This is a genomic window from Rhizobium sp. YAF28 (assembly GCF_052113285.1).
GTDB lineage: Bacteria > Pseudomonadota > Alphaproteobacteria > Rhizobiales > Rhizobiaceae > Rhizobium.
On the sequence record NZ_JBFRCX010000002.1, the window covers coordinates 168,629 to 192,822 of the forward strand.

Consider the following 24,194-nt stretch of genomic DNA (forward strand, 5'->3'; position numbering starts at 1 on the left):
TCGACTTCCGGATGTTTATCCGTTGAGCGCCCGCATGCCGATTTCGCCGTAGCGATCTCCGACGGCGCGGGGCAGGGCCCTGGCGATTTCCTCGAGATCCTGTGGTGTAAGATCAACGCCAGCCGCTCCAAGATTCTCGTCCAGTCGCGCGCGGCGGCGGGTGCCGGGAATGGGCACGATATTTTCGCCCTGAACCATCACCCAGGCGAGAGCCAGTTGCGCCGGTGTTGCGCCCTTGCGGCGCGCAATCTCTTCGAACAGGGCGACGAGCTCGAGATTGCGCTTGAAATTTTCACCCATGAACCACGGCGAGGTCCGCCTGTAGTCATCGGGCGTGAGTTCATCGACGGACTTGATCGCGCCGGACAGGAAGCCGCGTCCGAGCGGCGAATAGGCCACGAGCCCAATCCCGAGTTCACGAAGCGTCTGCAACACGCCGCCTTCCGGATCGCGTGACCAGGGCGAATATTCGCTTTGAACGGCGGTAATGGGATGCACGGCATGTGCCCGGCGGATTGTGTCAGCGCGGGCTTCCGACAGACCGATATGTCTGACCTTGCCGGCTTCGACGAGTTCCTTCATCGCGCCCACGGTCTCTTCAATCGGCGTATCGGGATCGACACGGTGGAGATAGTAGAGATCGATATGGTCGACGCCGAGCCGCCGTAGAGACCCTTCGCAGGATGCCTTTGCATATTCGGGCCGCCCGTTTGCTGTCTGGGCGCTGACGCCTGGTATCGCCCCAGCTGCGCGCACGATGCCGAACTTGGTTGCCAGTACGACTTGATCACGCCGGCCCTTGATCGCCTCCGCCACGAGTTCTTCGTTGGTGTGCGGGCCATAGCTATCGGCCGTATCGAGCAGGGTTACGCCACGATCAAGCGCATGGTGGATCGTGGCGATCGCCTCGCCCCTGTCGGCGGCGGTCGCGCCATAGGCCCAGCTCATGCCCATGCAGCCGAGGCCGATCGATCCGACCTCAAGTCCTTGCCCGAGCCGGCGTGTCCGCATTGTTGAGTCTATCATCTCTCATCCTTTCTTCCGCCTCTTCATAGGAGGCGATTTTGCCGTCGAGGACGCGAAGGCAGGTTTCGAGATCGGCCACATGGGCCCGGACACGCTCACGATGCTCCCTAAGCATCTCTCGACGCTCACTGAAAGTGGCTTTCCCGTTATCGGCAAGCTTCGCATAATGGAGCATGTCGCGGATCGGCATGCCGGTCGTCTTCAGACGGCCGACAAACTCGATCCAGGAAAGGATGGAAGCGTCGTAGTCGCGTTGTCCGGATCGGTCGCGATCGGCATAGGGAAGCAGGCCGATACGCTCGTAATAACGCAGCGTATGAGCCGACAAACCGGACCGTTTCGCGAGGTCACTGATCTTCATGAAACACCTGTTTTCGTCACGACGCCAAGGAAGCTACGGCTTCGAGTGCACTCTAAGTCAATAGGCTTTTTGTGGCTAATTTCGCGACCACCCATGCGGACTCTGCAGGGTCACGTTAGGTATTGCAGGTCGCGTCTCAGGTGATCGCCGTTGCCCTCAGGCAATTTCGTCTCGAGTGCCGCATGCGTGCTTTCCCAGATCGGCAGCGCCTGTTGCAGGACTGCCCGCCCGTCATCCGTTAAGCGGAGCAGGCGGGCGCGCCGGTCTCTCGGGTCCGGCACAACATCGACCAAACCCTTGCGCTGTAGCGGCTTCAGCGCCGCCGTTAGCGTCGTCTGGTCCATGGCGAGCAGGCGTGCGACCGGTCCCATAGGCGGCGGCTCCGGCCTGTTCAGGGACATCAGCAGGGAGAACTGGCCGTTGGTGAGGCCGACGGGCCGCAGGGCATCGTCGAACAGCCTTGCGAGCGCACGGGCGGCGCGCTGCACATGCAGGCACAGGCACGTGTCCCGCACCAGAAGCGTCGTAGAAAAAGGAATCGCGATCGAGTTTGACATGATCTATTTCTATTGATATCAATGTATTTAGTCAAGAAGAGGAGACTATCTGCCGGAAAATGCCGGCCGCGCCGGAGGAGGGCGTAGATCATGCTGAACAAGGTTACCCAAAATCCCGCCGTTTCCCGCGAGGAATGGCTTGAAGCCCGCCGAGCTTTGCTCTTGAGAGAGAAAGAGGCGACCCATCTCAGAGACAAGGTGAATGCCGAGCGCATGGCTTTGCCTTGGGTGAAAGTAGACAAGAACTACACGTTCGAAACGCCTCAGGGGCCGAAATCGCTCGCCGACCTTTTCGATGGCCGCAGCCAGCTTATGGTCTATCACTTCATGTTCGGCCCCGAATGGGAGGCCGGTTGCCCCGGCTGCTCGTTCCTCGCCGATCATCTCGACGGCACGCTGCCGCACTTGAATCACCACGACGTCACACTTGTCGCCGTCGCCCGCACACCGCTTGCCAAGATCGACGCCTACAAGCAGCGCATGGGCTGGAAATTCCCGTGGGTCTCGTCCTTCGGCAGCGATTTCAACTTCGATTATCACGTATCTTTCACGCCTGAGGACCTTGCCAAAGACAAGGTCTTTTATAATTTCTCTCCGATAGCGCCCTCTGACGCCAATGACGAACTGCCTGGACTTTCGGCCTTTTACCGGAATGAGAAGGGCGAAGTGTTCCATACCTATTCAAGCTATGCCCGAGGCGCGGAGGAAATCCTCGGTACGCTGATGATCCTGGATCACGCGCCCAAGGGCCGCAACGAAGATTCGACCATGGATTTCGTGAAGCGTCACGATGAATATGAGGAAGCCCCCCAAGCCTCATCCAGCTGCCACTAGACCCAGCCATCCATCATCCGGAGGAGAAGGACGATGAAGACTGCAGAAGTGCTGAAGGAGCATGCTTTCCTGGAGAGAATGGTCGGTCACTGGACCGTCGCCGCTTCGGACATGACCGGCGACAAGCCTTGGGATGAGACCGTGCGCTCCCTGCAAGGCATCTGGTTCGTTGCCGAAGGCGCCGGTGAAATGAGCGACGGCAAGCAGGCGACGACGATCCTGACCCTCGGCTACGACCCAAGCAAAGGCAAATATGTCGGCAGCTGGATCGGCTCGATGATGGACTACATGTGGATCTATGAGGGTGAGATCGAACCCTCGGGTAATGTGCTGTCGCTCTACACCAGGGGGCCGGCTTTCGAAGGCGGTGGCCTTGCCGACTATCGCGAGCAGATCGCCTTTCTCGATGACAGCGTCAGAACCTTCACATCGAGCGTCAAGGAAGCTGACGGCACCTGGAAGCAGTTCATGGAAGTCAAATATACCCGCAAGGGCTGAAATCGCCGGGGCACATCAAGAGCAATTCCAACAAAAGTGCGAGAGCAGTTTTGCGTCCGGAATTGCATGAAAACAAAGAGATAGAACTCAAGCGTGGACCGAGGAGAACACGATGTCCAATACGCATGGCAAGTTCATATGGTGCGAACTGATGACGCCGGACCCCGAAGCGGCGGCGAGATTCTATGGCTCGGTCGTCGGCTGGACGTCGAGCAAAATGCCGGCGGCGGACCAGCCGGAATACACCATCTTCGAGGCAAACGGCGTCAGGGTCGCCGGCATGATGCCCTTTCCCGCAGAGCTGGAAGGGCAGGGCATTCCGCCGAACTGGACCGGTTATGTCGCCGTCGACAATGTCGATCAGTCGGCACGCGACTTTGCTGCGAACGGTGGCACTATCCGTCGCCAGCCGGCGGATATTCCAGGCATAGGCCGCTTTGCCGTGGTAGCCGATCCTGACGGAGCGGTGCTCTGCATCATGACGCCACTGCCGATGGAAAATCCGCCACCGGAACTGCCCTTCGACACGCCCGGCCATGTCGGCTGGCGCGAACTCTACGCCAATGATGGCGCCAAGGCCTTCGACTTCTATTCCAAGCTCTTCGGCTGGACGAAGGATCAGGACTTCGACATGGGTCCGATGGGCGTCTACCACATCTTCGCCGAGCACGGAAAACAGACCGGCGGCATGATGACCCGCCCGCCTGAGGTCGGCATGTCCTTCTGGTCCTACTATTTCACAGTGCCGGCGCTCAATGCCGCCATTGACCGCATCAACGCCGGCGGCGGCAAGGTGGTCCACGGACCCGTGGAAGTCCCAGGGGCCTGGATCTGTCAGGCGATAGACCCGCAGGGAGCGTTCTTCTGCCTCTCGGCGGGTGTGCGGTAGCACCGATGACAAGGGTCGCAAACACCGTCGTTTGCGCCCCTTTGTTTTTCTACCCCACACTCGCAAAGAACCCTTCCGGGCTTTCCACTTCCACCAGTTTCTTCCGCTCGATCAGCCAGAAGCGGTTGCCGACGGCCCGCACGAAGCTGCGGTCGTGGGAGACGAGCAGGCAGCTCGCCTCATGTGCCATCAGCTCGCTTTCCAGCGCCTCCTGCCCCTCGATGTCGAGATGGTTGGTGGGTTCGTCCAGCAGGTAGAAATTCGGCTGCGTCAGCCGCAGCACCAGCATCCCGAGCCGCGCCTTCTGGCCGCCGGAGAGCAGCTTCACCGGCTTGCCCTGCATCTCGATCGTCATGCCGGCGCCGGCAAGCAGCGAGCGCGCCCGCTGGTCGCCGACATCGAAGCGGCGGATGATCGTCTGCAGCGGTGTGTCGGCATCGCTGAGATCGGCAAGCAGCTGGTCGCCATAGCCGAGCACGAGCGAGGGCGTGGCCTTGATGCCGGCCTTTGCTGTTTCCGGCTCGGCGACCGCCGCGCGCAGCATGGAGACGAGCCGCGACTTGCCGGCGCCATTGAGGCCGAGTAGCACGATGCGGTCGCCCTGGCAGATGAACTGCTTTCCCGTGCGGAAGAGCAGCGTGCCGTCAGGCGTCGTGACCTCGGCATCCTCGAGCGTCACCAGAACCTTGGCATGCGTGCCGCGATTGGCGAGGCGGATCGCGCCTGCCGAACGCTCCAGATGGGCAGGCTTTGCGGTTTCCTCCAGCTTTTCGGCGCGTTGCTTCAACTGCTTCGTTTTGACGACCAGCAGGTCGCTGCCGGAATTGATGCCGATATTGTTGAGTTTTGCCGCCTGCTTGCGCAACTGTTCGACCGTCTTCATATCCTTCTCGTAGCGCCGCGCATCGGAGGCATCCGCCTCGTCGAGTACCGCTCTCGCCCGGCTATAGGGCAGGGAGATGACCGGCGATTGCTCCGGCCGCAGGAAGAGCGTCCGGTTGGTCGTCGCATCGAGGAAGGCGCGGTCGTGGCTTGAGATGATCACAGGCGTATCGCGCGGCAGTGCGTTCAGCCAGCTTTCCACCTGCGCGATCTTTTCGAGGTCGAGATGGTTGGTCGGTTCGTCGAGCAGCAGCACGTCGGGTTCATTCACTGAGGTGCGGGCAATCAGTGCCAGCCGCTGCCAGCCGCCGCTGAGCTGTCGGAGCGGCCGCTCGCGCAACTCCTCGGGCACTTCGAGCGATTCCAGCACGACATCCGCACGCCAGCTTTCGCCGTCTGCCTGGTCAGGAGGAAGGGCGAGAAGCACGGCATCACGGAAACTGGCATCGAGAAGTGCCGGCGGCACATTCTGCTCCATATGGCCGATGGTGAGCCCGCGCGCCCTGGTGATTTCGCCTTCGGTCGGTTCCAGCTTGCCCGTCATGAGGTTGAGCAGGGTGGATTTGCCGCGTCCGTTCGCCGCCACGAGGCCGATCCGGTCGCCGGCGTTGACGACGAGATTGAGCTTCGAAAACAGCGGCGCGGACAGCACGATGCCGAGATTGCGGATATTGATGAGGGTCATGATCGTATCCTGGTCTTGCCAAGCGATCGCGCATATCCGGGGCGTCCAGCCATCAACGGAAAGCGCGTTATGCTTGGCGGATTATGAAATGCTTGCAGCTTGAACGACGGGCATTCAGGTGCAGCAGTGCCACTAGGGGCAGACCAGGAAGAGATTTGCGAGAAACGGTCTCTGGTCAGCCCTGCAAACGCATCTGCAGGGCGTTGACTGGGCCACGCTGGCGATGATGCCGGAAATACATATTCACGCGCAGCCCTCCTTCTTTCTCGGTTGCAAGAGGGAAATACCATTGCTCGCGGTTGGAAACAAGGGATCATGATGGCAGTAAACACGCTCAGATGGTATGAAAGGCCTTCATCATCCGGGATCGGGGGACGCGGGATGATTTCCATCGCAAGGGCAGGCAGCACAGAGGATTTCGTCATCGCCGCCGGCTTCTGCGAAGCACTCGGCGCCCTGGATGTGGAACTCGGGCGTGATCATGGTATCCCCGCCGAGATCGTCATGACGCTCTTCCACAGCGAAAATCATGAAAGCCTCGCCCGGAAATATAGCTCCGACGAAGCGATGATGTTCCTGGCCAGATGGGAGGGAGCACCGGCAGGCTGCATCGCGCTCGCACCATTTGAGACTGCTGCGATGGAGATCCATAAACTCTATGTGGATCCCGCCTTTCGCGGTCGGGGCATCGCCAATGTGCTGATGCGGCGGGTGTTCGAGGAAGCAAAAAAGAGCGGCCGCCCCACCATGCTCGTCAATACCGCCGCCTATCTGAAGAGCGCGCTTTCCCTCTAGGAAGCCTTCGGCTTTACCCATTGCCCGCCTTTTCACAGCGTGCCGGCTGAAATCAGCCACACCGAAGTCTTCATGTCGCGGCCGCTTTGATCCCGACACAATCGCTTCTTAGCGATGTCGGATGTCACAGGGAGGCACGGCATGCTCATCGCTCATCTGCCGGCAGGCTATATTCTCGGAACTGCCGCGCGACGCAGGGCTTCGTCCATTGCGGTCATGGCGGCAGCGCTGATCGGCAGCGTCATGCCGGATTTTGACATGATCTATTTCTACGCCTCCGGCGGCCGGGTTCATCACCATGCCTATGTAACGCATTGGCCGCTCTTCTGGCTGGTCTCGGCGATCCTGATCCTGCCGCTCCTCAAATGGTTTCGTTCGGCCTGGCTCGCTGCAGGTTGCGTCTTCTTCGCCGCCGCCATGCTGCATATGGTCATGGACACGATCGCGGCACCGCTCTTTTGGTTGGCACCTTTTTCCTTTCATGAATTCGAGCTGGTTCGAGTTCCCGCAACCCATGCCAGCTGGATCATGAGCTTCCTGCTTCACTGGACATTCCTGCTGGAAATCTCGATCTGCCTTTCGGCCCTGGCACTCTTCCTGATGCGCCGCCGACGCGCCGAACCTGGTCGATCTGCGGCCTGACCACAGGGAGGATGGCGCGCAGGTCAGCGGTTATCGCAAAGGCTGGAACGCCCTGATCGTGGCCGGACACATTTCGCCTGCCTGCCTGTTTGCCACTCTAGTTGCACAGCACCGTGCGATCGTTATAAGCGGCCGTCGATGGACTGAGGAAATTCCTGATCGAGGGCGAAGTGATGGCAGGCGGTGACGACGAATATGTTTATGACGAGGCGACAGGCGAATGGCGCCCTGCCTCCGAGATGGCTGCAGCCGCACAGGCTGCGTCCGAGGTTCGCGACGCCTCCGGAAACGTGTTGAAGGACGGCGATTCCGTCACGCTTATCAAGGACCTGAAGGTAAAGGGCGCCAACCAGACCCTGAAACAGGGCACGGTCATCCGCTCGATCCGTCTGACGGACAATCCCGAAGAAATCGACTGCCGTCACGATACGATCAAAGGTCTCGTCCTGCGCACGGAATTTGTCCGTAAGCGGTGACTAAAGCATGTCTCGCAAGAGTGCGGAGCGGTTTTGCGATAACGACATGCGCAAAGACAAAGGTCAGCGTGGCGCGAATCTGAAAGATCGCGCTCCGCTTAGACTTACCGCTTCAAGCTTCCCAATATGCCGCGTACCAGCGCCCGGCCGACCTGCGTCGCCACCGTGCGCGCCACGCTCTTCATCGCCGCTTCCACCACCGTTTCGCGCTGATAACCGGAGCGGCCGCGAGGCTGCGCCTTGTCGTCATCGCCGCCGCCAAAGCCAGGTAGGGTCCAGCCTGACGTGGTGCTGCCCTCCTGTGGCGCCGGCGCCTCTTCCTGCGCCCGCTTGGCAGCGTCGGAATCGGCAGCCTTCTTGGCGCGCGCCGCCAGCATCTCGAAAGCAGATTCGCGGTCCACGTCCTCGTCATAGACGCCGAGAACCGGGCTGCGGTCCATGATTTGCTGGCGCTCGACATCGCTCACCGGTCCGACGCGGCCGGATGGCGGGCGGATCAGCGTTCGCTCGACGATCGATGGCGCGCCCTTGGCTTCCAGCGTCGAAACCAGCGCCTCGCCGGTGCCGAGAGTGGTGATGACGGTGGCGCAATCGAAGGCGGGGTTGGGACGGAAGGTATCGGCCGCCGTCTTCACCGCCTTCTGCTCGCGTGGCGAATAGGCGCGCAATGCATGCTGCAACCGGTTACCGAGCTGGGCGAGTACCGTTTCCGGCACGTCGAGCGGGTTCTGCGTCACGAAATAGACGCCGACGCCCTTGGAGCGGATGAGGCGCACCACTTGCTCGACGCGCTCGGTCAACACCTTCGGCGCGTCGTTGAAGAGCAGATGAGCCTCATCGAAGAAGAAGACGAGCTTCGGCTTGTCGGGATCGCCGACTTCGGGCAGCTCCTCGAAGAGCTCGGAGAGCAGCCACAGCAGGAAGGTGGCGTAAAGGCGCGGGTTCATCATCAGTTTGTCGGCGGCAAGCACGGAAATCTGCCCGTAGCCATTGTTCGACGTGCGCATGATGTCGGTAATCTTCAGTGCCGGCTCGCCGAAGAAATGTTCCGCGCCCTGCTGTTCCAGCACCAGTAGCGCGCGCTGGATGGAGCCGACCGAGGCCTTGGAGATGAGGCCGAACTGGCTGGAAAGCTCGGTGGCGTTTTCGCCCATATAGTTGAGCAGCGAGGTAAAATCCTTGAGGTCGAGCAGTGGCAGGCCGGCCTTGTCGGCGATCTTGAAGGCGATGTTGATGACGCCTTCCTGCGGCTCGGAAGCATCCATCAGCCGTGCCAGCAGCAGCGGTCCCATCTCGGCGATGGTCGTGCGCACCCGGTGGCCCTTCTCACCGAAGAGATCCCAGAAGATGACCGGGAACTGCTCGAATTCGTAATCGGTAAAGCCGATCTGTTCGGCGCGCTTGGTGAGGAAGTCTTTTGCTTCGCCCTTGGCGGCGATGCCCGAGAGGTCGCCCTTGATGTCGGCGGCGAAAACTGGCACGCCGGCTCTCGCAAAGCCCTCGGCCAGCACCTGCAGGGTCACCGTCTTGCCGGTACCGGTCGCGCCGGTCACGAGTCCATGGCGGTTGCCGAATTTGAGGTCGAGATATTCGCCCTTGTTGATGCTGTCGTCAGGATTGCGGCTTGCGCCGATGAAAATCTTGCCGTCCTCGAGCATGTAGAATGTCTCCCTCGGTCGATGCCGCCGCTCAATTCTCGAATATGCGGGATGCTCTTTCCGCACAGTCATGCAAATATCGTTTCTCTGTTATAAGCAGCCGACGGGAGACGGACAACTGTCTGCGTTAAAAGGGAAAGCAGGAAAGAGGCGCCTCACAAAGCGCCGCTTGAGTTGCCGCCTCGATTCGATTACGTTGACGTCAACGTCAAAAACAGGAGGCAGACGATGAATGAGATTGTGACTGAAATCGCCAATCGTGTGGGCATTGCGCCTGATTTGGCTGAAAAGGCGCTCGGCATGATGCTCGGCTTCCTGCAGCGCGAAGCAGCCGACGGCCCGGTCGCCGAGATGATCGAAAAGATCCCCGGCGCCACCGAACTCGTCGCCCAGTTCAACGGCGAAGGATCCAGCAGCGGCGGCGGTCTGCTCGGCGGCCTCATGAGTGCACTCGGTGGTGGTGGCATCATGGGCCTCGGCCAGCAGCTGATGAGCGAAGGCCTCGGCATGAGCGAAATCACCTCGCTCGCCAAGGAAACCATCGCCATCGCCAAGGAACATGCCGGCGAAGAGGTGGTCGATCAGGTCGTCGCCTCTGTACCCGGCCTCAGCCAGTTCGTCTAAGGCGACCCATCATTTCCACAAGCCCCCGGCACTGTCCGGGGGCTTTGTTTTTTAAGCATTTTCTCTTTTCTTTGTGTGTGTTCCATGCCCGATAAGTCCCCGATCAAAGCATTGCTGCCCAAGTCAGGCGGCCATCAATTCGTGCTCTACGGCGATTCCTGCTCGGGCGTTGCCGGCGCCCTGCACGAGCGTACCTTCGCATCCGTGAACGCTGTCCTGCGCCGGCTTGAGCCCCAGCCGCAGTTCGTCCTCTTTCCGGGTGACGAGATCATCGGCCTGACGGCGGATGAAGCATCGCTGCGCGCCCAGTGGCGGCACTGGTTCGATGTCGAGATGGCCTGGCTCGACCGAACGAACATTCCAATGTGGCACACGACCGGCAATCACACGACCTATGACGAGATGAGCGAGGCGGTGTTCCGCGACACGCTTGGCCTTCCGGCAAACGGGCCGGCGGGGCAGGAAGGGCTGGCCTATTGGGTGCGCCGGGGCGATCTGCTCATGGTCTTTGTCCATACGCTCTGGACAGGTCTCGGCGGCGAAGGCCATGTCGAGACCGAGTGGCTGGAGGCGACCCTGAAGGCCCATGCCGATGCCCGCTACAAGCTGGTGCTCGGCCATCACCCGGTCTTTCCGATCAATGGCTATGCGGGCGCCTATCAGCGTGAGATAGGCCGCGAATATGCCGAGCGCTTCTGGGATATTCTCGTGGAGGCCGATGTCTTCGCCTATTGCTGCAGCCATATCCTGGCTTTCGATGTGCAGGCCCATCGCGGCGTGCTGCAGATATGCACGGCGGGGGCGGGAACCGCGCACAGAATGCCCGAGGGTGTCGAATATCTCCATTGCATCCAGGCAGCCCTCGATGAGGACGGCCTGCGCTATCAGGTCCTCGATACCGAAGGCATTGAGCGCGAGCGCCTGCAATGGCCGCCCGTTCTTGCACGCGAGGATCAATGGCACGACCTTGCCGCCCATGGCGTGAGTGACGCTCTCTGGTCGGGTCCGATGGACACGGACCGGATCGTCGAACTCCGTCTGAGCGGTCGGATGGCTTCGGACGCCTGCGCGTCCCAGCAGACCATCTTCTCGGCTTTCAGCGATGAAGGGTTGGCGCTTCTGTGGCTTGGCCTGCGCGGCAAGCAGCAGCAGTTGACGCTCATCCTCGGTCGCGATCCTGGTCGCAGCCCCTATTATTTCTTCGGTCCGGACCTGCCGCCGGGCAAGGAATTCGATATCCACATCCTTCTCCATGCCTGCATGGGCCCAGGCGGCGTGCTCTGGCGCACGGAGGGTAGCAGGGCATGGTCCTCCTTCGAAGCGATCGCCTCGACAGGGCTTCAACGCCTTGTCTGGCCCGCCCGCTGGAGTGTGGGTCATGGCCAGAAAGGCGATGGCGACCGGCCGTTCATGGGCGGGAGCCTGAGCCTGAGTATTGCAGGTTGAAAAACGCCTGATCGGTTTCTTGTTTCGCTATGCACCAAAGTCGGTTATTCGGCCTTCTGAATATCATCTAGGGAAGGGCGGATGAACGGAAGCGATCGATCGTCATCGGTGCTCAGAGAGCATTTCGAAGAGCACAGAACCAAGCTCAGCCGGTCGGAACTGGCAGTAGCAGAGCATCTGGTGAAGATGCCGATCGATGTGCTGATTTTCCGCAGCGCCGAGGAGATCGCCGCCGAAACCGGCACCAGCGATGCGACCGTTATCCGGACGGCCAAGCGCCTCGGCTTTTCCGGCCTGCCGGAGCTGAAGCGGGTATCGGGCCGCGTCATGGCGCGCACCATTTCCACCAGCGAGCGTCTGGAACAGCGTTTCCGCGCCACCGGCGATGATCTGGAAAAGGTTGCGACGCAGATGTTTGCGACCGCCCGTGAGGTGCTGACCTCCACCGAGGAGCAGATGGATGGCGCAATGCTCGCCGCCGCCATCTCGCTCGTCGAAGAGGCCGATACCGTCTGGTGCATCGGCATGGGCACAGCCGAGGTCGAGGCGCGCCATTGTTCGATTGCGCTTAGTCGCGCCGGCGTGCGCACCCGCTGTTCCGGCGCCTCGGGTTTTACGCTTGCCAATGAGCTGATCGATCTGCGTCCCGCCGATGTCATCGTCATGTTCCATGCTGTGCGCGAAACGGCGGAATTCAAGCTCATTGTTCGCCAGCTCCGGGATATCGGTTGCAAGGTCATTCTGGTTTGCGGTGTGCAGCTGCGCGCCAATTATGTCGATAAGGTCTCGGCCATTTTGACCTGCATCGGTTCGCCCTCGAAGCTGGCAAGCTGGAGCATCGGCGCCATCGTTGTGGCCGATCTCCTCGCCTATGGTGTAGCGGTCCGTAACCAGCAGCAGGCGACGGATGCCAAGAAGCGTCTCGCCGACCTGCGCGACCAGGCGCTGCGCAACGACTGACCTCCACGGCAATATCTTTGCAATTTCATCCGCATGAAAATAAACATGAGAAATTAAGTTATGTTTATTGAAATGCGAACTACAATATTGTAGTCAACACGACATGACGCCGTGCAGCAGCGGCGTTGACTGTCGGGGTTATTGCATGACGCGCCTGTTTCATCGCAGCAAGACGGCTGAAGTCCGTCCCTTCTCCCATAAGACTGTGTCCAGACGCCGATACCGGCGTAACGGCTGACACCACCACATAATCATTCAACAAAAACAGTCTCTTGCACCGGAATGCCTAGGCATTTTCGGCAAGGTCCCCTGTTGCCCGAATTTCTCGAACGCCCACGGAAAACTCCCATGATTGCCCCCAAACTCCAAGGAAAGCAGCTCGCTCTCACCGTCGCCCTTCTGGCATCCGCCACATCGGCACTCGCACAGGAAGCAGCCAACGGCACCGTCACTCAGCTCGAAACGATCAAGATCACCGGCAACTGGCTGGAAGAGCCGAACGAGGAGAAGGTGCTGAAACATCCGGGCGCCCGCACGATCCTCGATCGCGAACAGTTCGAAGAGCGCGGCGCGCAGGATATCCGCGATGCGTTGAACCAGATCCCCGGCGTCCAGGTGCAGGAAGCCAATGGTACCGGCGGCAGCGATGTGTCGCTGAATCTCGGCGTGCGCGGTCTGACCTCGCGCCTGTCGCCACGCTCCACCGTATTGATGGACGGCATCCCGCTGGCTTATGCGCCCTATGGCCAGCCGCAGCTTTCGCTCTTTCCGCTGACGCTCGGAAATGTCGAAACGATCGACGTCGTGCGCGGCGCCGGCTCCGTACGCTACGGACCGCAGAATGTCGGCGGCATTATCAACTTCGTCACCCGTCCGATCCCGGAGGATTTCACCGCTCGCTTCTCCTCGGGCGCGGAGATCGCCGGCAACAACGGCCACGTCAAGGCGACGCCGAATTTCCTGATCGGCGGTACCAATGTTGACGGCCTTGGTGCGGCCATCCTCTATTCCGGAATCCACGGCGAAGGCTATCGTGACGCCAACGACCGCACCGATATCGACGATATCATTGCCAAGGGCGCTTACGAGTTTTCGGATACGGACAAGCTCGGCATCCAGTTCCATCACTATGAGGGCGAGGGCAAGATGCCCGGCGGCCTGACGAGCGCCGAATATGAAGCCGATCCCTACCAGTCGACACGCCGCTACGACGATTTCAGCGGTCGCCGCAATGATATCTCGCTGCGCTACCAGCATGACGATGGCGACAACAATTTCGAAGTGCTGACCTACTACGTGGATTCCTTCCGCGGCAGCCATGTGGAGCAGCAGGGCACAGGCGCCAGCGCCGGCCTCTATCGCCTGACGTCTGCTCCGCGCAGCTACAGCTATTTCGGCATCGAGCCGCGCTATTCCCGCCTGATCGAGCTCGGCGGCATTACCCAGGAGGTGACCGTCGGCTATCGGTATCTCTGGGAAGAAAGCTCGGAAGTCGCGTCCCGCACGGCTTTCTACAGCAGAGCCTCGGGCATCGATCCGACCACGCGTAGCTCGCCCACCTACCAGACGAGCGATGGCGGCACGATTGCCCATGCTTTCTACATCGACGACAAGATCGAGATCGGCGACTGGACCATCACACCGGGCATTCGCTACGAGATGATCAGCACGCACAACGATGTCGTGAATTTCGGCACCAGTGGTGCGGTCACCAGCTCGCTCTCTCCCTCGGTCGAGGCGAACGAAGCCCTGCCGACATTGTCGGCTTCCTACCGGCTCACCAATGAGTTGACCGTCTTCGGCAATGTCGGCGTCTCCTTCGGCCCGCAGCAATACAGCCAACTCGCATCCACCACGGATGGCCTGCATCCCGAGAAGGCGACGACCTACGAAATCGGCCTGCATTATGAGGGCGATAACTGGAACGCTGAGCTGACTGCCTTCAATATCGACTTCGACAAGGAACTCTATCTCGGCCGCACCATCGTCGGCGAGGGCATCTGGACCGATCTCGGCGCCACGCGCCACCGCGGCATCGAATCCGCCATCAACTACGATATCGGCGATGTCGTGCCCGCACTCGACGGCCTGTCGCTGTCGGCAAGCTACACCTACACCGAGGCGACCTATGAAGCCGGCGCCTTCGAAGGCCGCGACCTGCCGTTCTATTCGCGTCAGGTCGCCTCGCTCGGGGCGCGCTACCGCTACAACGACTGGATCTTCAATGCCGACCTGCAGGCCCAGTCAAAGCAGCATTCGCCGGGATCTGCCGATGCCGGCGCGACCTATGTGACGGAAGAGGATGCGACAGGCCGCCTCGGCGATATTCCAGGCTACGGCACCGTCAACCTGCGCGTCGCCTATCAGCCGGAAGACAAGAAGAATGCCCCGCAATTTGCCTTCGGCGTGAAGAACCTGTTCGACAAGGAGTATTTCACCCGCTCGACGGACAATAATGGCGGCAAGTTCGTGGGCCAGCCGCGCACATTCTTCGTCAACGCATCGATCGCCTTTTAAAAGCATGTCGCGCAAAAGTGTGCAGCGGTTTTGCTGCAACGCCATGCGAAAACAAGAGCCTAAAGCGTGGCAAGCGAATCTGAAAGATCGCGACACGCTTTAAGGGCCTGATCAATCCATCCGTCGGATGGAAATTCGCACTGACCTTTCCTAGATTAAGAGGTGCGGGATTTTTCACCGACGGCCGGATCGGCTGGAACGATGGATACCCAAATCCCGTTTCATATCGGCCAGATAAGAAGGAATATGGTCATGCGTACGGTCATTGCAGCAGCCTCGATCATTCTCCTCGGGTTCGCCGCTCCGGCCTTCTCCCAGGCCCTCGGTGATATGGACTATTCCGGACGCTTCGGCGGCATGCCGCCCGGCACGGTGCCGGACGCGGAATCAAGTAATGCTTTTTCGATTCCGCTCGATCCCGTCGAGAGCGACAATATCACCGTCGTCATTCCGTCCGACCGGACGGCTTGTCCGCGGCTTGGTACGAGCGCCTATCGCACGGCCGAGCGTGACGGCACGCTGGCTACCGCCTGCCGCCGACGGTAAGTTAAATTCCAGTGCAGGAACGGCTATTTGCCGTTCTTGTGCAGGATCACGCCAAGCTCATGCCACTCACGCCCGTCTCGCTGGATAAGCTCGTCGGCGCAGGCCGGTCCCATGCTGCCGGGTGCGTAAGGGTCCGGCACGCTCTGATCTTTCGCCCACTCATCCAGGAAGGGCTGTACCGCCGCCCAGCCGGCCTCGATGCCGTCGGCGCGCTGAAATAGCGTCTGGTCGCCGATGAAGAGGTCGTAGAGTAGCGATTCATAACCTGTCGTCTTGCCGATATCGAATTTGTCGGCATAGCGGAAATCCAGCGAAACCGGCACGGTGTCGACGGATTGTCCCGGCGACTTGATGGAAATCTCCATGCTCATGCCCTCATCGGGCTGCACCTGGATGACGAGCCTGTTCGGCGGCAGACGGCGGTTGACCTCCGTTTCGCGAAACTGCGCGAAAGGAACGGGCTGGAAGGTGATGACGATTTCCGTGTCGCGTGCCGTCATCGCCTTGCCGGTGCGCAGATAGAAGGGCACGCCAGCCCAGCGCCAGGTATCGGCATAGAGCTTCAGCGCCACATAGGTCTCTGTCTTGCTGGCGGGCGAAATATCCTTCGTATCGCGATAAGCGGGCAAGTCGGTACCGTTGAGCGGACCGGCGGTATAAGCCCCGCGTACGCCATTCGCCTTTGCTTCCTCCGGCGTGTAGATGCGCAGAGCCTTCAGCACCTTGCTCTTCTCGTTACGGATCGCCTCGGCGTCGAAACTGTTCGGCGGCTCCATGGCGATCATTGCCAGAAGCTGGAAGAGATGGTTGGGGATCATGTCGCGCAACGCGCCGGTCGCGTCGTAGAACTTCCCGCGCGTACCGACATCGACGATCTCCGAGGCGGTGATCTGCACGTGGTCGATATAGCGATTGTTCCACAGCGACTCGATCATCATGTTGGCGAAACGCGCCGTCATCAGGTTCTGCACCGTTTCCTTGCCGAGGAAATGGTCGAGCCGGTAGACTTGGCTTTCCTCCACGCGGGCGAGGATGCGCGCATTCAAAGCGCGGGCTGAGGCGAGATCGGTGCCGAAGGGCTTCTCGATCGCAATACGACGGAAGCAACCGCCGCTTTCGTCCATCAGTCCGAGATCCGCAAGTTTCTCGACGATCGGCCCGAAGAAGCTTGGCGGCACTGCGAGATAGAAGGCTGCATTGCAGGTCGTGCCGAGGCGCTTGCCGATTTCGAGGAAGATATCATCCTTGGTGAAATCGCCCTGCAGATAGGAGATGCGCGATCGCAGGCTCTCCCAGGCTTTGTCCTTGCCAGTTGCTTCCTCGCCATCGAGATGGGTGAGGAAAGCGTCCAGCCGCTGGCGCAGGAATTCATCGTCACCAGGCTCGATGCCGACGCCGAGGATGTTCAGGTCCCCGCCGACGAGATGGCTGCGGGTGAGATTGATGATGGCCGGAACCAGCAATCGCCGTGTCAGATCGCCGGTGGCGCCGAAGATGACGAGAGTGACGGGCGGGGTGGGGTGAGCGTCCATGCGTGTCATCTCCAGCTTAATTCTCCCGGCCGAATATAAAGCGCTCCGGTTCTGCCGCAAGCACCTTGCAGCCCAAGAATAACAAGCGTTTGACACAGTGCTAGAAATACATAAAGACATAAAGATATCGTTATGTCATTGGGTGATCCATGATCGATCTTGTCAGCGCCAGCTTCTTCCTCATGGCGGCTCTTGCCCTTCTCGGTTCGCCCGGTCCCGCCATCGCTGCGCTCCTGGCAATCGGCCGCCTCCATGGTATGGCGACCGGCCTGCGTTTTCATGTCGGGCTGCAGATCGGCTTGGCAATTGCAGCCGCCGCGGCGGCAGCCGGCCTTCTGTCGTTGATCGAGGCAATCCCGCTGGCGATGATGGTGATGACAGTCGCTGCCACCGTCTACCTCGTCTGGCTGTCCTGGAAGATCGCATCGGCGCCTGTCGGTGCAGATCTCTCCGCCGCACGGCGGCAAGCCTCGCCAACCATCGCCGGCGGTGTCGTTCTAGGCCTCACCAATCCCAAGGCCTATATCGCGTTCGCCTCGCTCTTTGCCGCTTACCGGCTTTCGCAGGATGGCGCGCTGGACATGCAGGCCAAATGGGCGCTCTGCGTCCTCGTCATGATCGTGGTCGATATTTTCTGGCTGTGGCTGGGCGTTGTTTTGGGCAAGGTGAAGCTGGAGCCATCGAGCGAGCGAGCGCTCAACATCTGCTTGGCCTCGTCATTCTCGCGACTGCGGTACTGTCGCTGGTCGAGCTTGTCGGCGCCTGAAACGATATGGCCATTGCTGAAGGTCTTTCCGCAATGGCCGTTTTAAGATGATGGATAACTTACGCCTTGGAGGCGGACTTGTCCGTTGTCGTATCGGTGGCCGGCTTCGTGTCGGTCTTCACCGGCCAGGTGATGTAGTAATTCTGCGTGCCGACCTGGCCGAAATAGACTTCGTTGCCGGTGCCCTTTTCGATGAAGCTGCCGTTTTCGCTTCTGACCAGGCGCCCGTGCGAATCGCGCTGCAGATGGTCGCGCAGGAAGTCGTTCCAGTCGTCCGTCTTGATCGCCGTGCCCTTCTTTTGGTCGACATCGGCTTCCTTGGGGTCGGTCACGTCCCAGGCCTTGATCGAAACGCCCTTGGTCGGATCGGTAACCGTCAGCTGGCCTTTCTTGAAAGCGGCAAGCATGGCAGCTTCCTGGCTGCCGGCGCCCTTGGCGTCTGCCGCAGCCGTCATGTTCTGGCGCAGCAGCGCCATGAAGGAGGCGGTGGTGATATCGGTGCTGGCGGTGGTGTTGCCGGAGGTATCAGTCGATCCTGCCTTGCCGGCATTGATCTTGTCGAGCATGACCGATAGCGCCGAGCGCGTCTGCGAGGGAAGGCTGGAATAGTCGTGATCGGTCGTGCTGCTGGAGCTGCTCTCCGAGGAGCCGCCCTTGATCGTCTGCAACGCTATCTGCGCCGTCATAAGCCTCATGGTGGAAACGGAAGAAACCATCTGAAAATCTCTTTGTCGGGCCTCGCACTGGTGGCGCAAAGGCGTTTAAAGGATAGCGATCGACGCTGGCGGCGTCGCTAAAGCACGTCTGGATTGAGAAATCCCAGGGCGAACCGCTACACTTCAAACTTTGCGTGTGGCTTGCGGATGGCTGACAAAGTTTCGCCGGCAGCGATCAAGCGGACTGCTGCCGGCGTCATAGAACTCAGAATTTCCGGTCAGGCCTTCACCGCCACCATGAACAAGCGCGGGAACTTGAGCAGCACCTTGCCGTCGGCGGCCTTCGGATAGACCCTGTCGATACGTTCGAGATAGTCGGCCAGAAACGCCTCGCGATGCTCTTCGCCGGCATGGTCGAGATAGGGGCGAAGGCCAGTTCCCTTGACCCACTCGACGATCGCGGCTGCATTGTCCATCGGATGATTGTAGATCGTATGCCAGATGTCGACGCGGGAGGATTTGGCGATCAGCCGGCTGTAATAGGTCAAAGGCGGCGGAAGCACATTGCGGCGCACGCTCTTCTTCTCGAAAGCCGTCTTCCACGGGCCGGCATGCGCCGTTTCCTCCATCATCAGATGGCTCGGCTCGCCGAGATTGTCGGGCATCTGCACGGCGAGCACTCCGCCCGGCGCCAGCCCGTCCATCAGCCTGTCGAAGATGTCGAGATGGTTGGGCAGCCATTGGAACACGGCATTGGCAAAAAGCAGGTCCGCCGGCTCCGAGGGTTGCCAGGTCGAAAGGTTGGCCTCTACGAAAGCCGTGCCCGGCAGGCGCTTGCGGGCCGCCTCCAGCATGTTCGGGTCGCTGTCGAGACCCGATACATTTTGCGCACCATAGCGCTCGATGATCAGTTCGGTCGAATTGCCCGGACCGCAGCCGAGATCGACCGCGTGGCGCAGCTCCGTCAGGGGCACCTGCGCCAGCAGGTCGCGCGCCGGGCGGGTGCGTTCATCCTCGAATTTCACATACTGGCTGGCTGACCATGCCATCGTCTTTCTCCTGAAGTCAGGCCACGTCCTCGACGCAGCAGATGCGAACTTTGTCGATACGGGCCGACCGGTTCAGGCAGCCAGGATCGCAGCGCCAACGCTTGAAAATATCCGGTCCTCGACATGATTCAGCGGGTTCAACAAAGGTTTTCCTATATCAGTTTTTAACAGACTTCAGTGTCGCCGATCGCAGTCTTGCTGATGGGCTTCCACTTATTGCCGTCGATGTAGAAGAACTCGATGAAACATTTGTTGGCGTCGTCGTTCAGTCACTGGGCAATGACGATCTCTTCGCTAGCCGTTGCGTGGCATCAGAAGAAACTGACGGCGCTTACGCCGCCAGGATCGTGATTCCATGGGCATTTGCCGCTGCCCGCATACGCGCCACCGTTTCCTGTGACGGGCTGCCTTGCGGCTGTTCGGTAACACCCTCGGTCTCGATGAATTCGGCCATGTCGCGATCGACGATGGCAGAAAAGACCGCGGGGACGGTTCCATTGTTGGAATAGCCGTGCACCATGAAAGGCGCGATGGTGACGATGTCGCCTTCGCTCGCCTCGATCTCTTCCGGCCCGGTATCGGTAAGTCGCCAGATCGTCAGCGTGCCCTCGATGATCCGGAAGACTTCCGGGCTTGCATGGGCGTGGCGCGGCGTCTTGCCGCCGGGCTCAACGGTCACGTCGAAGATGTTGAGCCAGTTGCCTGTGAGGCGAGCCCGTCGCTCGACCTTGTCGCCCAGCACGAAGAAGCTTTTTGCCTCCGTCCGGGCATCTGTTTTCACAAATGAGTTGGACATGATGTCTCTTTCTTGCTCTTGCGGGGCGGTCCGATAGACCTTTGCGGCCGTTTTGGCAACCGCCACAAAATCAGGGGAGGGTGAGCGGAGATGGCTTTTGCGCGCTCTCGGGCCCTGAAACCGACGACGATCATATTGGTATGGCTTCTCCGCTTCGCAAGTGCGACAGGTTGGCAGCCGCTGTTTCCATGATACCGGCCTGTAATATCGGCGACACAGAAGAGGCGCATAGAACGCGCCGATCCTTCCCCGCCAATCAGGCATACCATCAGCGGAGCAACCCCATGTCTTCACTTCCCGTCGTCGGCGCAGCCATGACGATCGACGAACTCGAAACCCATCGTGACTGGCTCTTCGAAAAGTCCCGCGATCTCGAGCTGCAGAGCTTCGTCAACGCCGAGGTGCTGAACGGTGACTGGACGCCGCGTGCCGATCGCGCCAGGAAGCTGCTCGACGGCTACAAGGGCCGCGTCGGCATCCATGGCCCGTTCTGGGGCTTCATCATCGCCTCGCAGGATCCGGATATCCGCGCCGTCGTCTCCCGCCGTATGCTGCAGGGCCTCGATGTCTGCGCTGCGATCGGCGGCACGCATATGGTCATCCATAGCCCCTACACGACCTGGAGCTACAACAACCTCGACAACAACGAGGGCGAACGCGAAAAGATCGTTGAATACTGCCATCAGACGATGCGCGAAGCGGTGAAGCGCGCCGATGAAATCGGCTGCACCCTCGTTATCGAGAACATTGAAGACAAGGATCCGCATATCCGAGTAGCCTTGGCTGAAAGCTTCAACTCGCCGGCCGTATCCGTCTCCATCGACACCGGCCACGCGCATTACGCCCACGGCTATACCGGCGCTCCGCCGGTCGATTATTACGTTCATGCCGCCGGCAACCGCCTCGGCCACATTCATCTGCAGGATGCCGACGGTTATGCCGACCGCCACTGGGCGCTTGGTGAAGGCACCGTCAACTGGCGTGCGGTTTTCGCAGCACTTGCTAAGGTCGAAAGCAATCCGCGCCTGATCATCGAGATCAAGGACAAGTCGAAGATCATCGCTTCGGCCGAATACCTGGCTTCGCTCGGCCTTGCCCAATAACAGCGTCAAGTAATCGGAACAGGCGGCGTGATGATCATCTCGCCGCCCTTAACTTTCAGGCCGTTGCATCCTTCGGCCGGCGCGTGAAGGCAAGCGGCAGGCAGAGCACATAGAAAGCCGCGCCAAGCACCCAGACAAGCCCCGGAAAGACATCGCGCGAGGCGAAGTAGATGGTGCTGATCGCCAGCGGCCCGATGATCGAGGCAAGGCTCGTCATGCTCGCGAGCATCCCCTGTGCACGCCCCTGATGATCGTTATCGACGCGCCCCGTCACCAGAGACTGCAGGGCGGGCGCACCGATGCCGCCGAGGCAGAAAAGTGGCATCAGCAGGAAGGCCATCCACCCCTCCGTCAAAAGCGCGATGATGATATAGGCCGCGCTGTCGGCAATGATGCCGATCAGCAGCGCCCGATGCTCGCCCCATCGCTCGCTGATCGGCCCGGCAATGAAGGCCTGCACGACGGCGTGGAAGAAGCCGAAGGCCGCAAGCGAGATTCCGACCATCATCGGCGACCAGGAAAACTTGTCCTGCCCATAGAGAACCCAGATCGTGCCGCCGACTTCGCCGACGAGTGCCAGGACGAAATAGGCGCCCGCAAGCGGCAAAAGCAGACGGTAGCCTAGTAGCCAGCGGAAATGCGCGAGTGGTGAAAACTCTTGGCTCTCGGCCTCCGCGCCGGTCTTGCGCGTCTCAGGCAGCAGGAACAGCGCCATCAGCAGGTTAGCCGCATTGAGCACGGCGGCGGCGATGAAGGGCAGCCGCACGGAAAATTCGCCGAGCACGCCGCCGATCGCCGGCCCGGCAATGAAGCCGATGCCGAAGCAGGCGCTGAGCTGGCCGAAGCGGCGCGTGCGCTCGGCATCTTCGGTAATGTCGGTCACGCAGGCGGCGGCCACTGCATTGCTGGCGCCGGTGATACCAGCGATCGCCCGACCGATGAAGAGCAGCCAGAGCGACGGGGCAAGAGCCATGAAAACATAGTCGACCGCCGCGCCGGCAAGCGACAGCATCAGCACCGGCTTGCGGCCGAAGCGGTCCGACAACGAACCGAGCACCGGCGAGAAGATGAACTGCATCAACGCATAGAGTGCCAGGAAGGCACCGAATCGCCAGCCGAGATTATCGGTATGGCCGACATCCTGAAGCAGCCGCGGAAAGATCGGCAGGGTGAGCCCAATCCCGGCGGCATCGAGGATCACGGTGGCATAGATGACGGTAAGTGCTTTTTTCATGGGATCATCTGAAAATTTATCACTGATAAGTTCCTTATCGCTGATAAATTGAAATGGCAACAGCGAATGGAAACAGGATGAAGGTGGACCGGGCGCAGATCGTCAACGAAGCGCTGAAGCTCTTGAACGAGGTAGGCATCGACGCGCTTTCCACGCGGCTGTTGGCCGATCGGCTGAATGTGCGCCAGCCTGCGCTTTATTGGCATTTCAAGAGCAAGCGGGCGCTTATAGAAGCCATGGCCGAGGAGATCATGGCGCGCGGCCACACCCACGACTGGCCGGTCGTGCCTGATAATTGGCGGGATTTCATGCTCGAAAACGCCCGTGATTTCCGTCGCACGCTCTTGAGTTATCGCGATGGCGGCCGCGTGCATGCCGGCACGGAAACCAGTCCGCAGGATCTTCCCAATGTCGAAGCCCATATCGCCGTTCTCGTCGAAGCGGGCATGGAAGCGGAATTCGCTATGGAACTGCTCGTCGCCATCGCCCGCTACACTGTCGGCTGCGTCATCGAGGAACAGGCCGAACCGCCGCCGGAACAGGAAAAGCTCGATGCGGCCGCAGCCGATTTCCCGCTGACGCGCCGGGCGATCACGCATTATCGCAATCGCGGCCACGAGGCTTTCTTCGAGGCCGGCCTCAGGATGATGATCGACGGCGCCGCCCTTCGGTTGTCGCAGGACGCCTAAGTCTCAGTCGCGCATCGCCCAGCGAATGCCGGCGGCGACCGAAAGCCCCAGCAGCGGCCATATTGCCCAGAATGTCCCCTGCCATGTCAGCATGTTGATGGCGACGATGCCGACCCCGATGACGGCAAACGCGGCGACGCGCTGATCGAACCGATCCTGCCTCCGCACCCATATCATTGCCGTCACGAAGGCGAAGGCAAGCATCGGCCAGACGGCCCAGAACTCGCCTTCCCAAGTGGCAATGTTGATGAAGACGAGCACGGCGCCGATAAGAGCGAGAATGCCGCCGAGCTTGCGCAGCCTGCCGCGCGGGCGCAGCGCCGGGGCCGGTCTTGGCGCTGGCATTTCGACGGGCCGTTCGGGAGCGGCTGCCGGCTTCCGCGGCTCCGCGCTGATATCGCCGATGCGCACGGCATAGCTAGGCACGGCATCGGCAACGTTCTTCATCTCCAATGCCCCCAGAAAGTCGAACCCGACAGCCACCTTGTTTCGCACCTGGTCATAGACCGTGTTCGAGATCACGATCCCTCCGGCCGGCGCGGACGCTTGCAGGCGGGCAGCGATATTGACGCCATCGCCGTAGATATCCTCGCCTTCGACGATGACATCGCCGAGATTGATGCCGATGCGGAAGAGCATGCGCCCATCCGTGGGCCGCGCTGCATTCTTGCCTGCTAGCTCGTTCTGCACGTCGATCGCCGCCCGCACCGCTTCGACAACGCTCGGGAAATCGGCCAGCAATCCGTCGCCCCAGGTATTGACTACGCGTCCGCCATGCGAGGCGATGAGGCGGGACATGGCATCGCGATAATGCTTGAGCATGGCGAGCGTGCCTTCCTCATCCGCGCCCATCAAGCGAGTATAATCCTGCACGTCGGCTGCAAAGATCGTCGTCAGCTTGCGTTGTGTCTCGCTCATGAAATCCCCCATCGCCGCCGGCCGGAACTGGCTTCGTTATTCTATAAGTGGGATC

General features: G+C 60.5%; 25 protein-coding genes. 14 read left to right on the plus strand and 11 right to left on the minus strand.

Going from position 1 to position 24,194, the window contains the following annotated elements; translation table 11 throughout:
- Positions 1 to 15 precede the first annotated feature (15 nt).
- The 3 genes from AB4Z13_RS05085 to AB4Z13_RS05095 form a co-directional block, all read right to left on the minus strand.
- Complete coding sequence (locus tag AB4Z13_RS05085) at positions 16 to 1,011, minus strand: aldo/keto reductase (RefSeq protein ID WP_439017179.1); 996 nt, start codon at positions 1,009 to 1,011, stop codon at positions 16 to 18.
- Positions 980 to 1,387, minus strand: coding sequence for a MerR family transcriptional regulator (locus tag AB4Z13_RS05090; RefSeq protein WP_007818807.1), 408 nt, complete (start codon positions 1,385 to 1,387; stop codon positions 980 to 982). The genes AB4Z13_RS05085 and AB4Z13_RS05090 overlap by 32 nt, the downstream gene beginning before the upstream one ends.
- A gap of 110 nt (positions 1,388 to 1,497) precedes the next feature.
- Positions 1,498 to 1,944 (minus strand): MarR family winged helix-turn-helix transcriptional regulator, encoded by a 447-nt coding sequence (locus tag AB4Z13_RS05095; RefSeq protein ID WP_439014329.1) that lies wholly within the window; start codon positions 1,942 to 1,944, stop codon positions 1,498 to 1,500.
- Between the two features lie 90 nt (positions 1,945 to 2,034).
- Here AB4Z13_RS05095 and AB4Z13_RS05100 point away from each other — a divergent pair, with 90 nt between their 5' ends.
- The 3 genes from AB4Z13_RS05100 (at position 2,035) to AB4Z13_RS05110 (ending at position 4,165) form a co-directional block, all read left to right on the plus strand.
- Positions 2,035 to 2,778, plus strand: coding sequence for a DUF899 domain-containing protein (locus AB4Z13_RS05100; RefSeq protein ID WP_439014330.1), 744 nt, complete (start codon positions 2,035 to 2,037; stop codon positions 2,776 to 2,778).
- A 33-nt stretch (positions 2,779 to 2,811) separates the two neighbouring features.
- Positions 2,812 to 3,276 carry a DUF1579 domain-containing protein gene (locus AB4Z13_RS05105; RefSeq protein ID WP_439014331.1) on the plus strand — a complete coding sequence of 155 codons (465 nt, stop codon included), beginning with the start codon at positions 2,812 to 2,814 and terminating at the stop codon, positions 3,274 to 3,276.
- A gap of 112 nt (positions 3,277 to 3,388) precedes the next feature.
- Positions 3,389 to 4,165, plus strand: coding sequence for a VOC family protein (locus AB4Z13_RS05110; RefSeq protein ID WP_439014332.1), 777 nt, complete (start codon positions 3,389 to 3,391; stop codon positions 4,163 to 4,165).
- Between the two features lie 49 nt (positions 4,166 to 4,214).
- Here AB4Z13_RS05110 and AB4Z13_RS05115 read toward each other — a convergent pair whose 3' ends face one another.
- On the minus strand, positions 4,215 to 5,732 hold the full coding sequence (locus tag AB4Z13_RS05115; protein ID WP_439014333.1) for an ABC-F family ATP-binding cassette domain-containing protein: 1,518 nt from the start codon (positions 5,730 to 5,732) through the stop codon (positions 4,215 to 4,217).
- 381 nt (positions 5,733 to 6,113) lie between these two features.
- Here AB4Z13_RS05115 and AB4Z13_RS05120 point away from each other — a divergent pair, with 381 nt between their 5' ends.
- From AB4Z13_RS05120 to AB4Z13_RS05130, 3 genes are all read left to right on the plus strand, one after another.
- Positions 6,114 to 6,527, plus strand: a complete 414-nt coding sequence (locus tag AB4Z13_RS05120) for a GNAT family N-acetyltransferase (protein ID WP_439014334.1) — start codon at positions 6,114 to 6,116, stop codon at positions 6,525 to 6,527.
- Between the two features lie 141 nt (positions 6,528 to 6,668).
- Complete coding sequence (locus AB4Z13_RS05125; protein ID WP_439014335.1) at positions 6,669 to 7,169, plus strand: metal-dependent hydrolase; 501 nt, start codon at positions 6,669 to 6,671, stop codon at positions 7,167 to 7,169.
- 173 nt (positions 7,170 to 7,342) lie between these two features.
- Positions 7,343 to 7,645, plus strand: a complete 303-nt coding sequence (locus AB4Z13_RS05130) for an alkylphosphonate utilization protein (RefSeq protein WP_183735631.1) — start codon at positions 7,343 to 7,345, stop codon at positions 7,643 to 7,645.
- Positions 7,646 to 7,749: 104 nt separating this feature from the next.
- Here the strand turns inward: AB4Z13_RS05130 and AB4Z13_RS05135 are convergent, their stop codons facing one another.
- Positions 7,750 to 9,303 (minus strand): helicase HerA-like C-terminal domain-containing protein, encoded by a 1,554-nt coding sequence (locus AB4Z13_RS05135; protein ID WP_439014336.1) that lies wholly within the window; start codon positions 9,301 to 9,303, stop codon positions 7,750 to 7,752.
- A gap of 228 nt (positions 9,304 to 9,531) precedes the next feature.
- On the opposite strand from AB4Z13_RS05135, the gene AB4Z13_RS05140 reads away from it, so the two are divergent.
- The 5 genes from AB4Z13_RS05140 to AB4Z13_RS05160 all read left to right on the plus strand — a co-directional run bounded on the left by AB4Z13_RS05140 (position 9,532) and on the right by AB4Z13_RS05160 (position 15,396).
- Complete coding sequence (locus AB4Z13_RS05140; RefSeq protein WP_439014337.1) at positions 9,532 to 9,927, plus strand: hypothetical protein; 396 nt, start codon at positions 9,532 to 9,534, stop codon at positions 9,925 to 9,927.
- 84 nt (positions 9,928 to 10,011) lie between these two features.
- The gene (locus tag AB4Z13_RS05145) at positions 10,012 to 11,373 is read left to right on the plus strand and encodes a metallophosphoesterase family protein (protein ID WP_439014338.1); all 1,362 of its coding nucleotides are present in this window, start codon (positions 10,012 to 10,014) and stop codon (positions 11,371 to 11,373) included.
- Positions 11,374 to 11,454: 81 nt separating this feature from the next.
- Complete coding sequence (locus AB4Z13_RS05150; protein WP_113323184.1) at positions 11,455 to 12,333, plus strand: MurR/RpiR family transcriptional regulator; 879 nt, start codon at positions 11,455 to 11,457, stop codon at positions 12,331 to 12,333.
- A 348-nt stretch (positions 12,334 to 12,681) separates the two neighbouring features.
- Positions 12,682 to 14,850 (plus strand): TonB-dependent receptor family protein, encoded by a 2,169-nt coding sequence (locus AB4Z13_RS05155; protein ID WP_439014339.1) that lies wholly within the window; start codon positions 12,682 to 12,684, stop codon positions 14,848 to 14,850.
- 252 nt (positions 14,851 to 15,102) lie between these two features.
- Positions 15,103 to 15,396, plus strand: coding sequence for a hypothetical protein (locus AB4Z13_RS05160; protein ID WP_439014340.1), 294 nt, complete (start codon positions 15,103 to 15,105; stop codon positions 15,394 to 15,396).
- Positions 15,397 to 15,419: 23 nt separating this feature from the next.
- Here AB4Z13_RS05160 and zwf read toward each other — a convergent pair whose 3' ends face one another.
- Complete coding sequence (gene zwf, locus AB4Z13_RS05165; RefSeq protein ID WP_439014341.1) at positions 15,420 to 16,928, minus strand: glucose-6-phosphate dehydrogenase; 1,509 nt, start codon at positions 16,926 to 16,928, stop codon at positions 15,420 to 15,422.
- A 149-nt stretch (positions 16,929 to 17,077) separates the two neighbouring features.
- Between zwf and AB4Z13_RS05170 the strand changes: the two genes are divergently transcribed.
- Positions 17,078 to 17,740 (plus strand): LysE family translocator, encoded by a 663-nt coding sequence (locus AB4Z13_RS05170; protein ID WP_439014342.1) that lies wholly within the window; start codon positions 17,078 to 17,080, stop codon positions 17,738 to 17,740.
- A 13-nt stretch (positions 17,741 to 17,753) separates the two neighbouring features.
- Here the strand turns inward: AB4Z13_RS05170 and AB4Z13_RS05175 are convergent, their stop codons facing one another.
- From AB4Z13_RS05175 to AB4Z13_RS05185, 3 genes are all read right to left on the minus strand, one after another.
- Positions 17,754 to 18,410, minus strand: coding sequence for a hypothetical protein (locus AB4Z13_RS05175; RefSeq protein WP_439014343.1), 657 nt, complete (start codon positions 18,408 to 18,410; stop codon positions 17,754 to 17,756).
- Between the two features lie 218 nt (positions 18,411 to 18,628).
- Entirely contained in the window at positions 18,629 to 19,399 is a 771-nt protein-coding gene (gene tam / locus AB4Z13_RS05180) for a trans-aconitate 2-methyltransferase (protein WP_439014344.1), read from the minus strand.
- 331 nt (positions 19,400 to 19,730) lie between these two features.
- Entirely contained in the window at positions 19,731 to 20,195 is a 465-nt protein-coding gene (locus AB4Z13_RS05185) for a cupin domain-containing protein (protein ID WP_439014345.1), read from the minus strand.
- A 284-nt stretch (positions 20,196 to 20,479) separates the two neighbouring features.
- Between AB4Z13_RS05185 and AB4Z13_RS05190 the strand changes: the two genes are divergently transcribed.
- A complete protein-coding gene (locus tag AB4Z13_RS05190; RefSeq protein WP_439014346.1) occupies positions 20,480 to 21,298 on the plus strand; it encodes a sugar phosphate isomerase/epimerase family protein in 819 nt (272 codons plus the stop codon).
- Positions 21,299 to 21,353: 55 nt separating this feature from the next.
- On the opposite strand, the gene tet is transcribed toward AB4Z13_RS05190, so the two are convergent.
- A complete protein-coding gene (gene tet / locus AB4Z13_RS05195; protein WP_439014347.1) occupies positions 21,354 to 22,532 on the minus strand; it encodes a Tet(A)/Tet(B)/Tet(C) family tetracycline efflux MFS transporter in 1,179 nt (392 codons plus the stop codon).
- 53 nt (positions 22,533 to 22,585) lie between these two features.
- Here tet and tetR point away from each other — a divergent pair, with 53 nt between their 5' ends.
- Positions 22,586 to 23,221: a tetracycline resistance transcriptional repressor TetR gene (tetR, locus tag AB4Z13_RS05200; protein WP_439014348.1), complete on the plus strand. Its 636-nt coding sequence runs from the start codon at positions 22,586 to 22,588 to the stop codon at positions 23,219 to 23,221.
- 3 nt (positions 23,222 to 23,224) lie between these two features.
- On the opposite strand, the gene AB4Z13_RS05205 is transcribed toward tetR, so the two are convergent.
- Positions 23,225 to 24,139 (minus strand): adenylate/guanylate cyclase domain-containing protein, encoded by a 915-nt coding sequence (locus AB4Z13_RS05205; RefSeq protein ID WP_439014349.1) that lies wholly within the window; start codon positions 24,137 to 24,139, stop codon positions 23,225 to 23,227.
- Positions 24,140 to 24,194 lie beyond the last annotated feature (55 nt).

Bases quoted from the DNA above. Each gene is read 5' to 3' on its own strand.
- AB4Z13_RS05145 (WP_439014338.1), top strand. From the start codon at position 10,012: ATGCCCGATAAGTCCCCGATCAAAGCATTGCTGCCCAAGTCAGGCGGC.
- AB4Z13_RS05170 (WP_439014342.1), top strand. From the start codon at position 17,078: ATGATCGATCTTGTCAGCGCCAGCTTCTTCCTCATGGCGGCTCTTGCC.
- AB4Z13_RS05090 (WP_007818807.1), bottom strand. From the start codon at position 1,387: ATGAAGATCAGTGACCTCGCGAAACGGTCCGGTTTGTCGGCTCATACG.
- AB4Z13_RS05140 (WP_439014337.1), top strand. From the start codon at position 9,532: ATGAATGAGATTGTGACTGAAATCGCCAATCGTGTGGGCATTGCGCCT.
- AB4Z13_RS05175 (WP_439014343.1), bottom strand. From the start codon at position 18,410: ATGGTTTCTTCCGTTTCCACCATGAGGCTTATGACGGCGCAGATAGCG.
- AB4Z13_RS05120 (WP_439014334.1), top strand. From the start codon at position 6,114: ATGATTTCCATCGCAAGGGCAGGCAGCACAGAGGATTTCGTCATCGCC.
- tet (WP_439014347.1), bottom strand. From the start codon at position 22,532: ATGAAAAAAGCACTTACCGTCATCTATGCCACCGTGATCCTCGATGCC.
- AB4Z13_RS05085 (WP_439017179.1), bottom strand. From the start codon at position 1,011: ATGCGGACACGCCGGCTCGGGCAAGGACTTGAGGTCGGATCGATCGGC.
- AB4Z13_RS05190 (WP_439014346.1), top strand. From the start codon at position 20,480: ATGTCTTCACTTCCCGTCGTCGGCGCAGCCATGACGATCGACGAACTC.
- tetR (WP_439014348.1), top strand. From the start codon at position 22,586: ATGGCAACAGCGAATGGAAACAGGATGAAGGTGGACCGGGCGCAGATC.
- AB4Z13_RS05150 (WP_113323184.1), top strand. From the start codon at position 11,455: ATGAACGGAAGCGATCGATCGTCATCGGTGCTCAGAGAGCATTTCGAA.
- tam (WP_439014344.1), bottom strand. From the start codon at position 19,399: ATGGCATGGTCAGCCAGCCAGTATGTGAAATTCGAGGATGAACGCACC.
- AB4Z13_RS05185 (WP_439014345.1), bottom strand. From the start codon at position 20,195: ATGTCCAACTCATTTGTGAAAACAGATGCCCGGACGGAGGCAAAAAGC.
- AB4Z13_RS05205 (WP_439014349.1), bottom strand. From the start codon at position 24,139: ATGAGCGAGACACAACGCAAGCTGACGACGATCTTTGCAGCCGACGTG.
- AB4Z13_RS05095 (WP_439014329.1), bottom strand. From the start codon at position 1,944: ATGTCAAACTCGATCGCGATTCCTTTTTCTACGACGCTTCTGGTGCGG.
- AB4Z13_RS05130 (WP_183735631.1), top strand. From the start codon at position 7,343: ATGGCAGGCGGTGACGACGAATATGTTTATGACGAGGCGACAGGCGAA.
- AB4Z13_RS05100 (WP_439014330.1), top strand. From the start codon at position 2,035: ATGCTGAACAAGGTTACCCAAAATCCCGCCGTTTCCCGCGAGGAATGG.
- AB4Z13_RS05135 (WP_439014336.1), bottom strand. From the start codon at position 9,303: ATGCTCGAGGACGGCAAGATTTTCATCGGCGCAAGCCGCAATCCTGAC.
- AB4Z13_RS05160 (WP_439014340.1), top strand. From the start codon at position 15,103: ATGCGTACGGTCATTGCAGCAGCCTCGATCATTCTCCTCGGGTTCGCC.
- AB4Z13_RS05155 (WP_439014339.1), top strand. From the start codon at position 12,682: ATGATTGCCCCCAAACTCCAAGGAAAGCAGCTCGCTCTCACCGTCGCC.
- AB4Z13_RS05115 (WP_439014333.1), bottom strand. From the start codon at position 5,732: ATGACCCTCATCAATATCCGCAATCTCGGCATCGTGCTGTCCGCGCCG.
- AB4Z13_RS05125 (WP_439014335.1), top strand. From the start codon at position 6,669: ATGCTCATCGCTCATCTGCCGGCAGGCTATATTCTCGGAACTGCCGCG.
- AB4Z13_RS05110 (WP_439014332.1), top strand. From the start codon at position 3,389: ATGTCCAATACGCATGGCAAGTTCATATGGTGCGAACTGATGACGCCG.
- AB4Z13_RS05105 (WP_439014331.1), top strand. From the start codon at position 2,812: ATGAAGACTGCAGAAGTGCTGAAGGAGCATGCTTTCCTGGAGAGAATG.
- zwf (WP_439014341.1), bottom strand. From the start codon at position 16,928: ATGGACGCTCACCCCACCCCGCCCGTCACTCTCGTCATCTTCGGCGCC.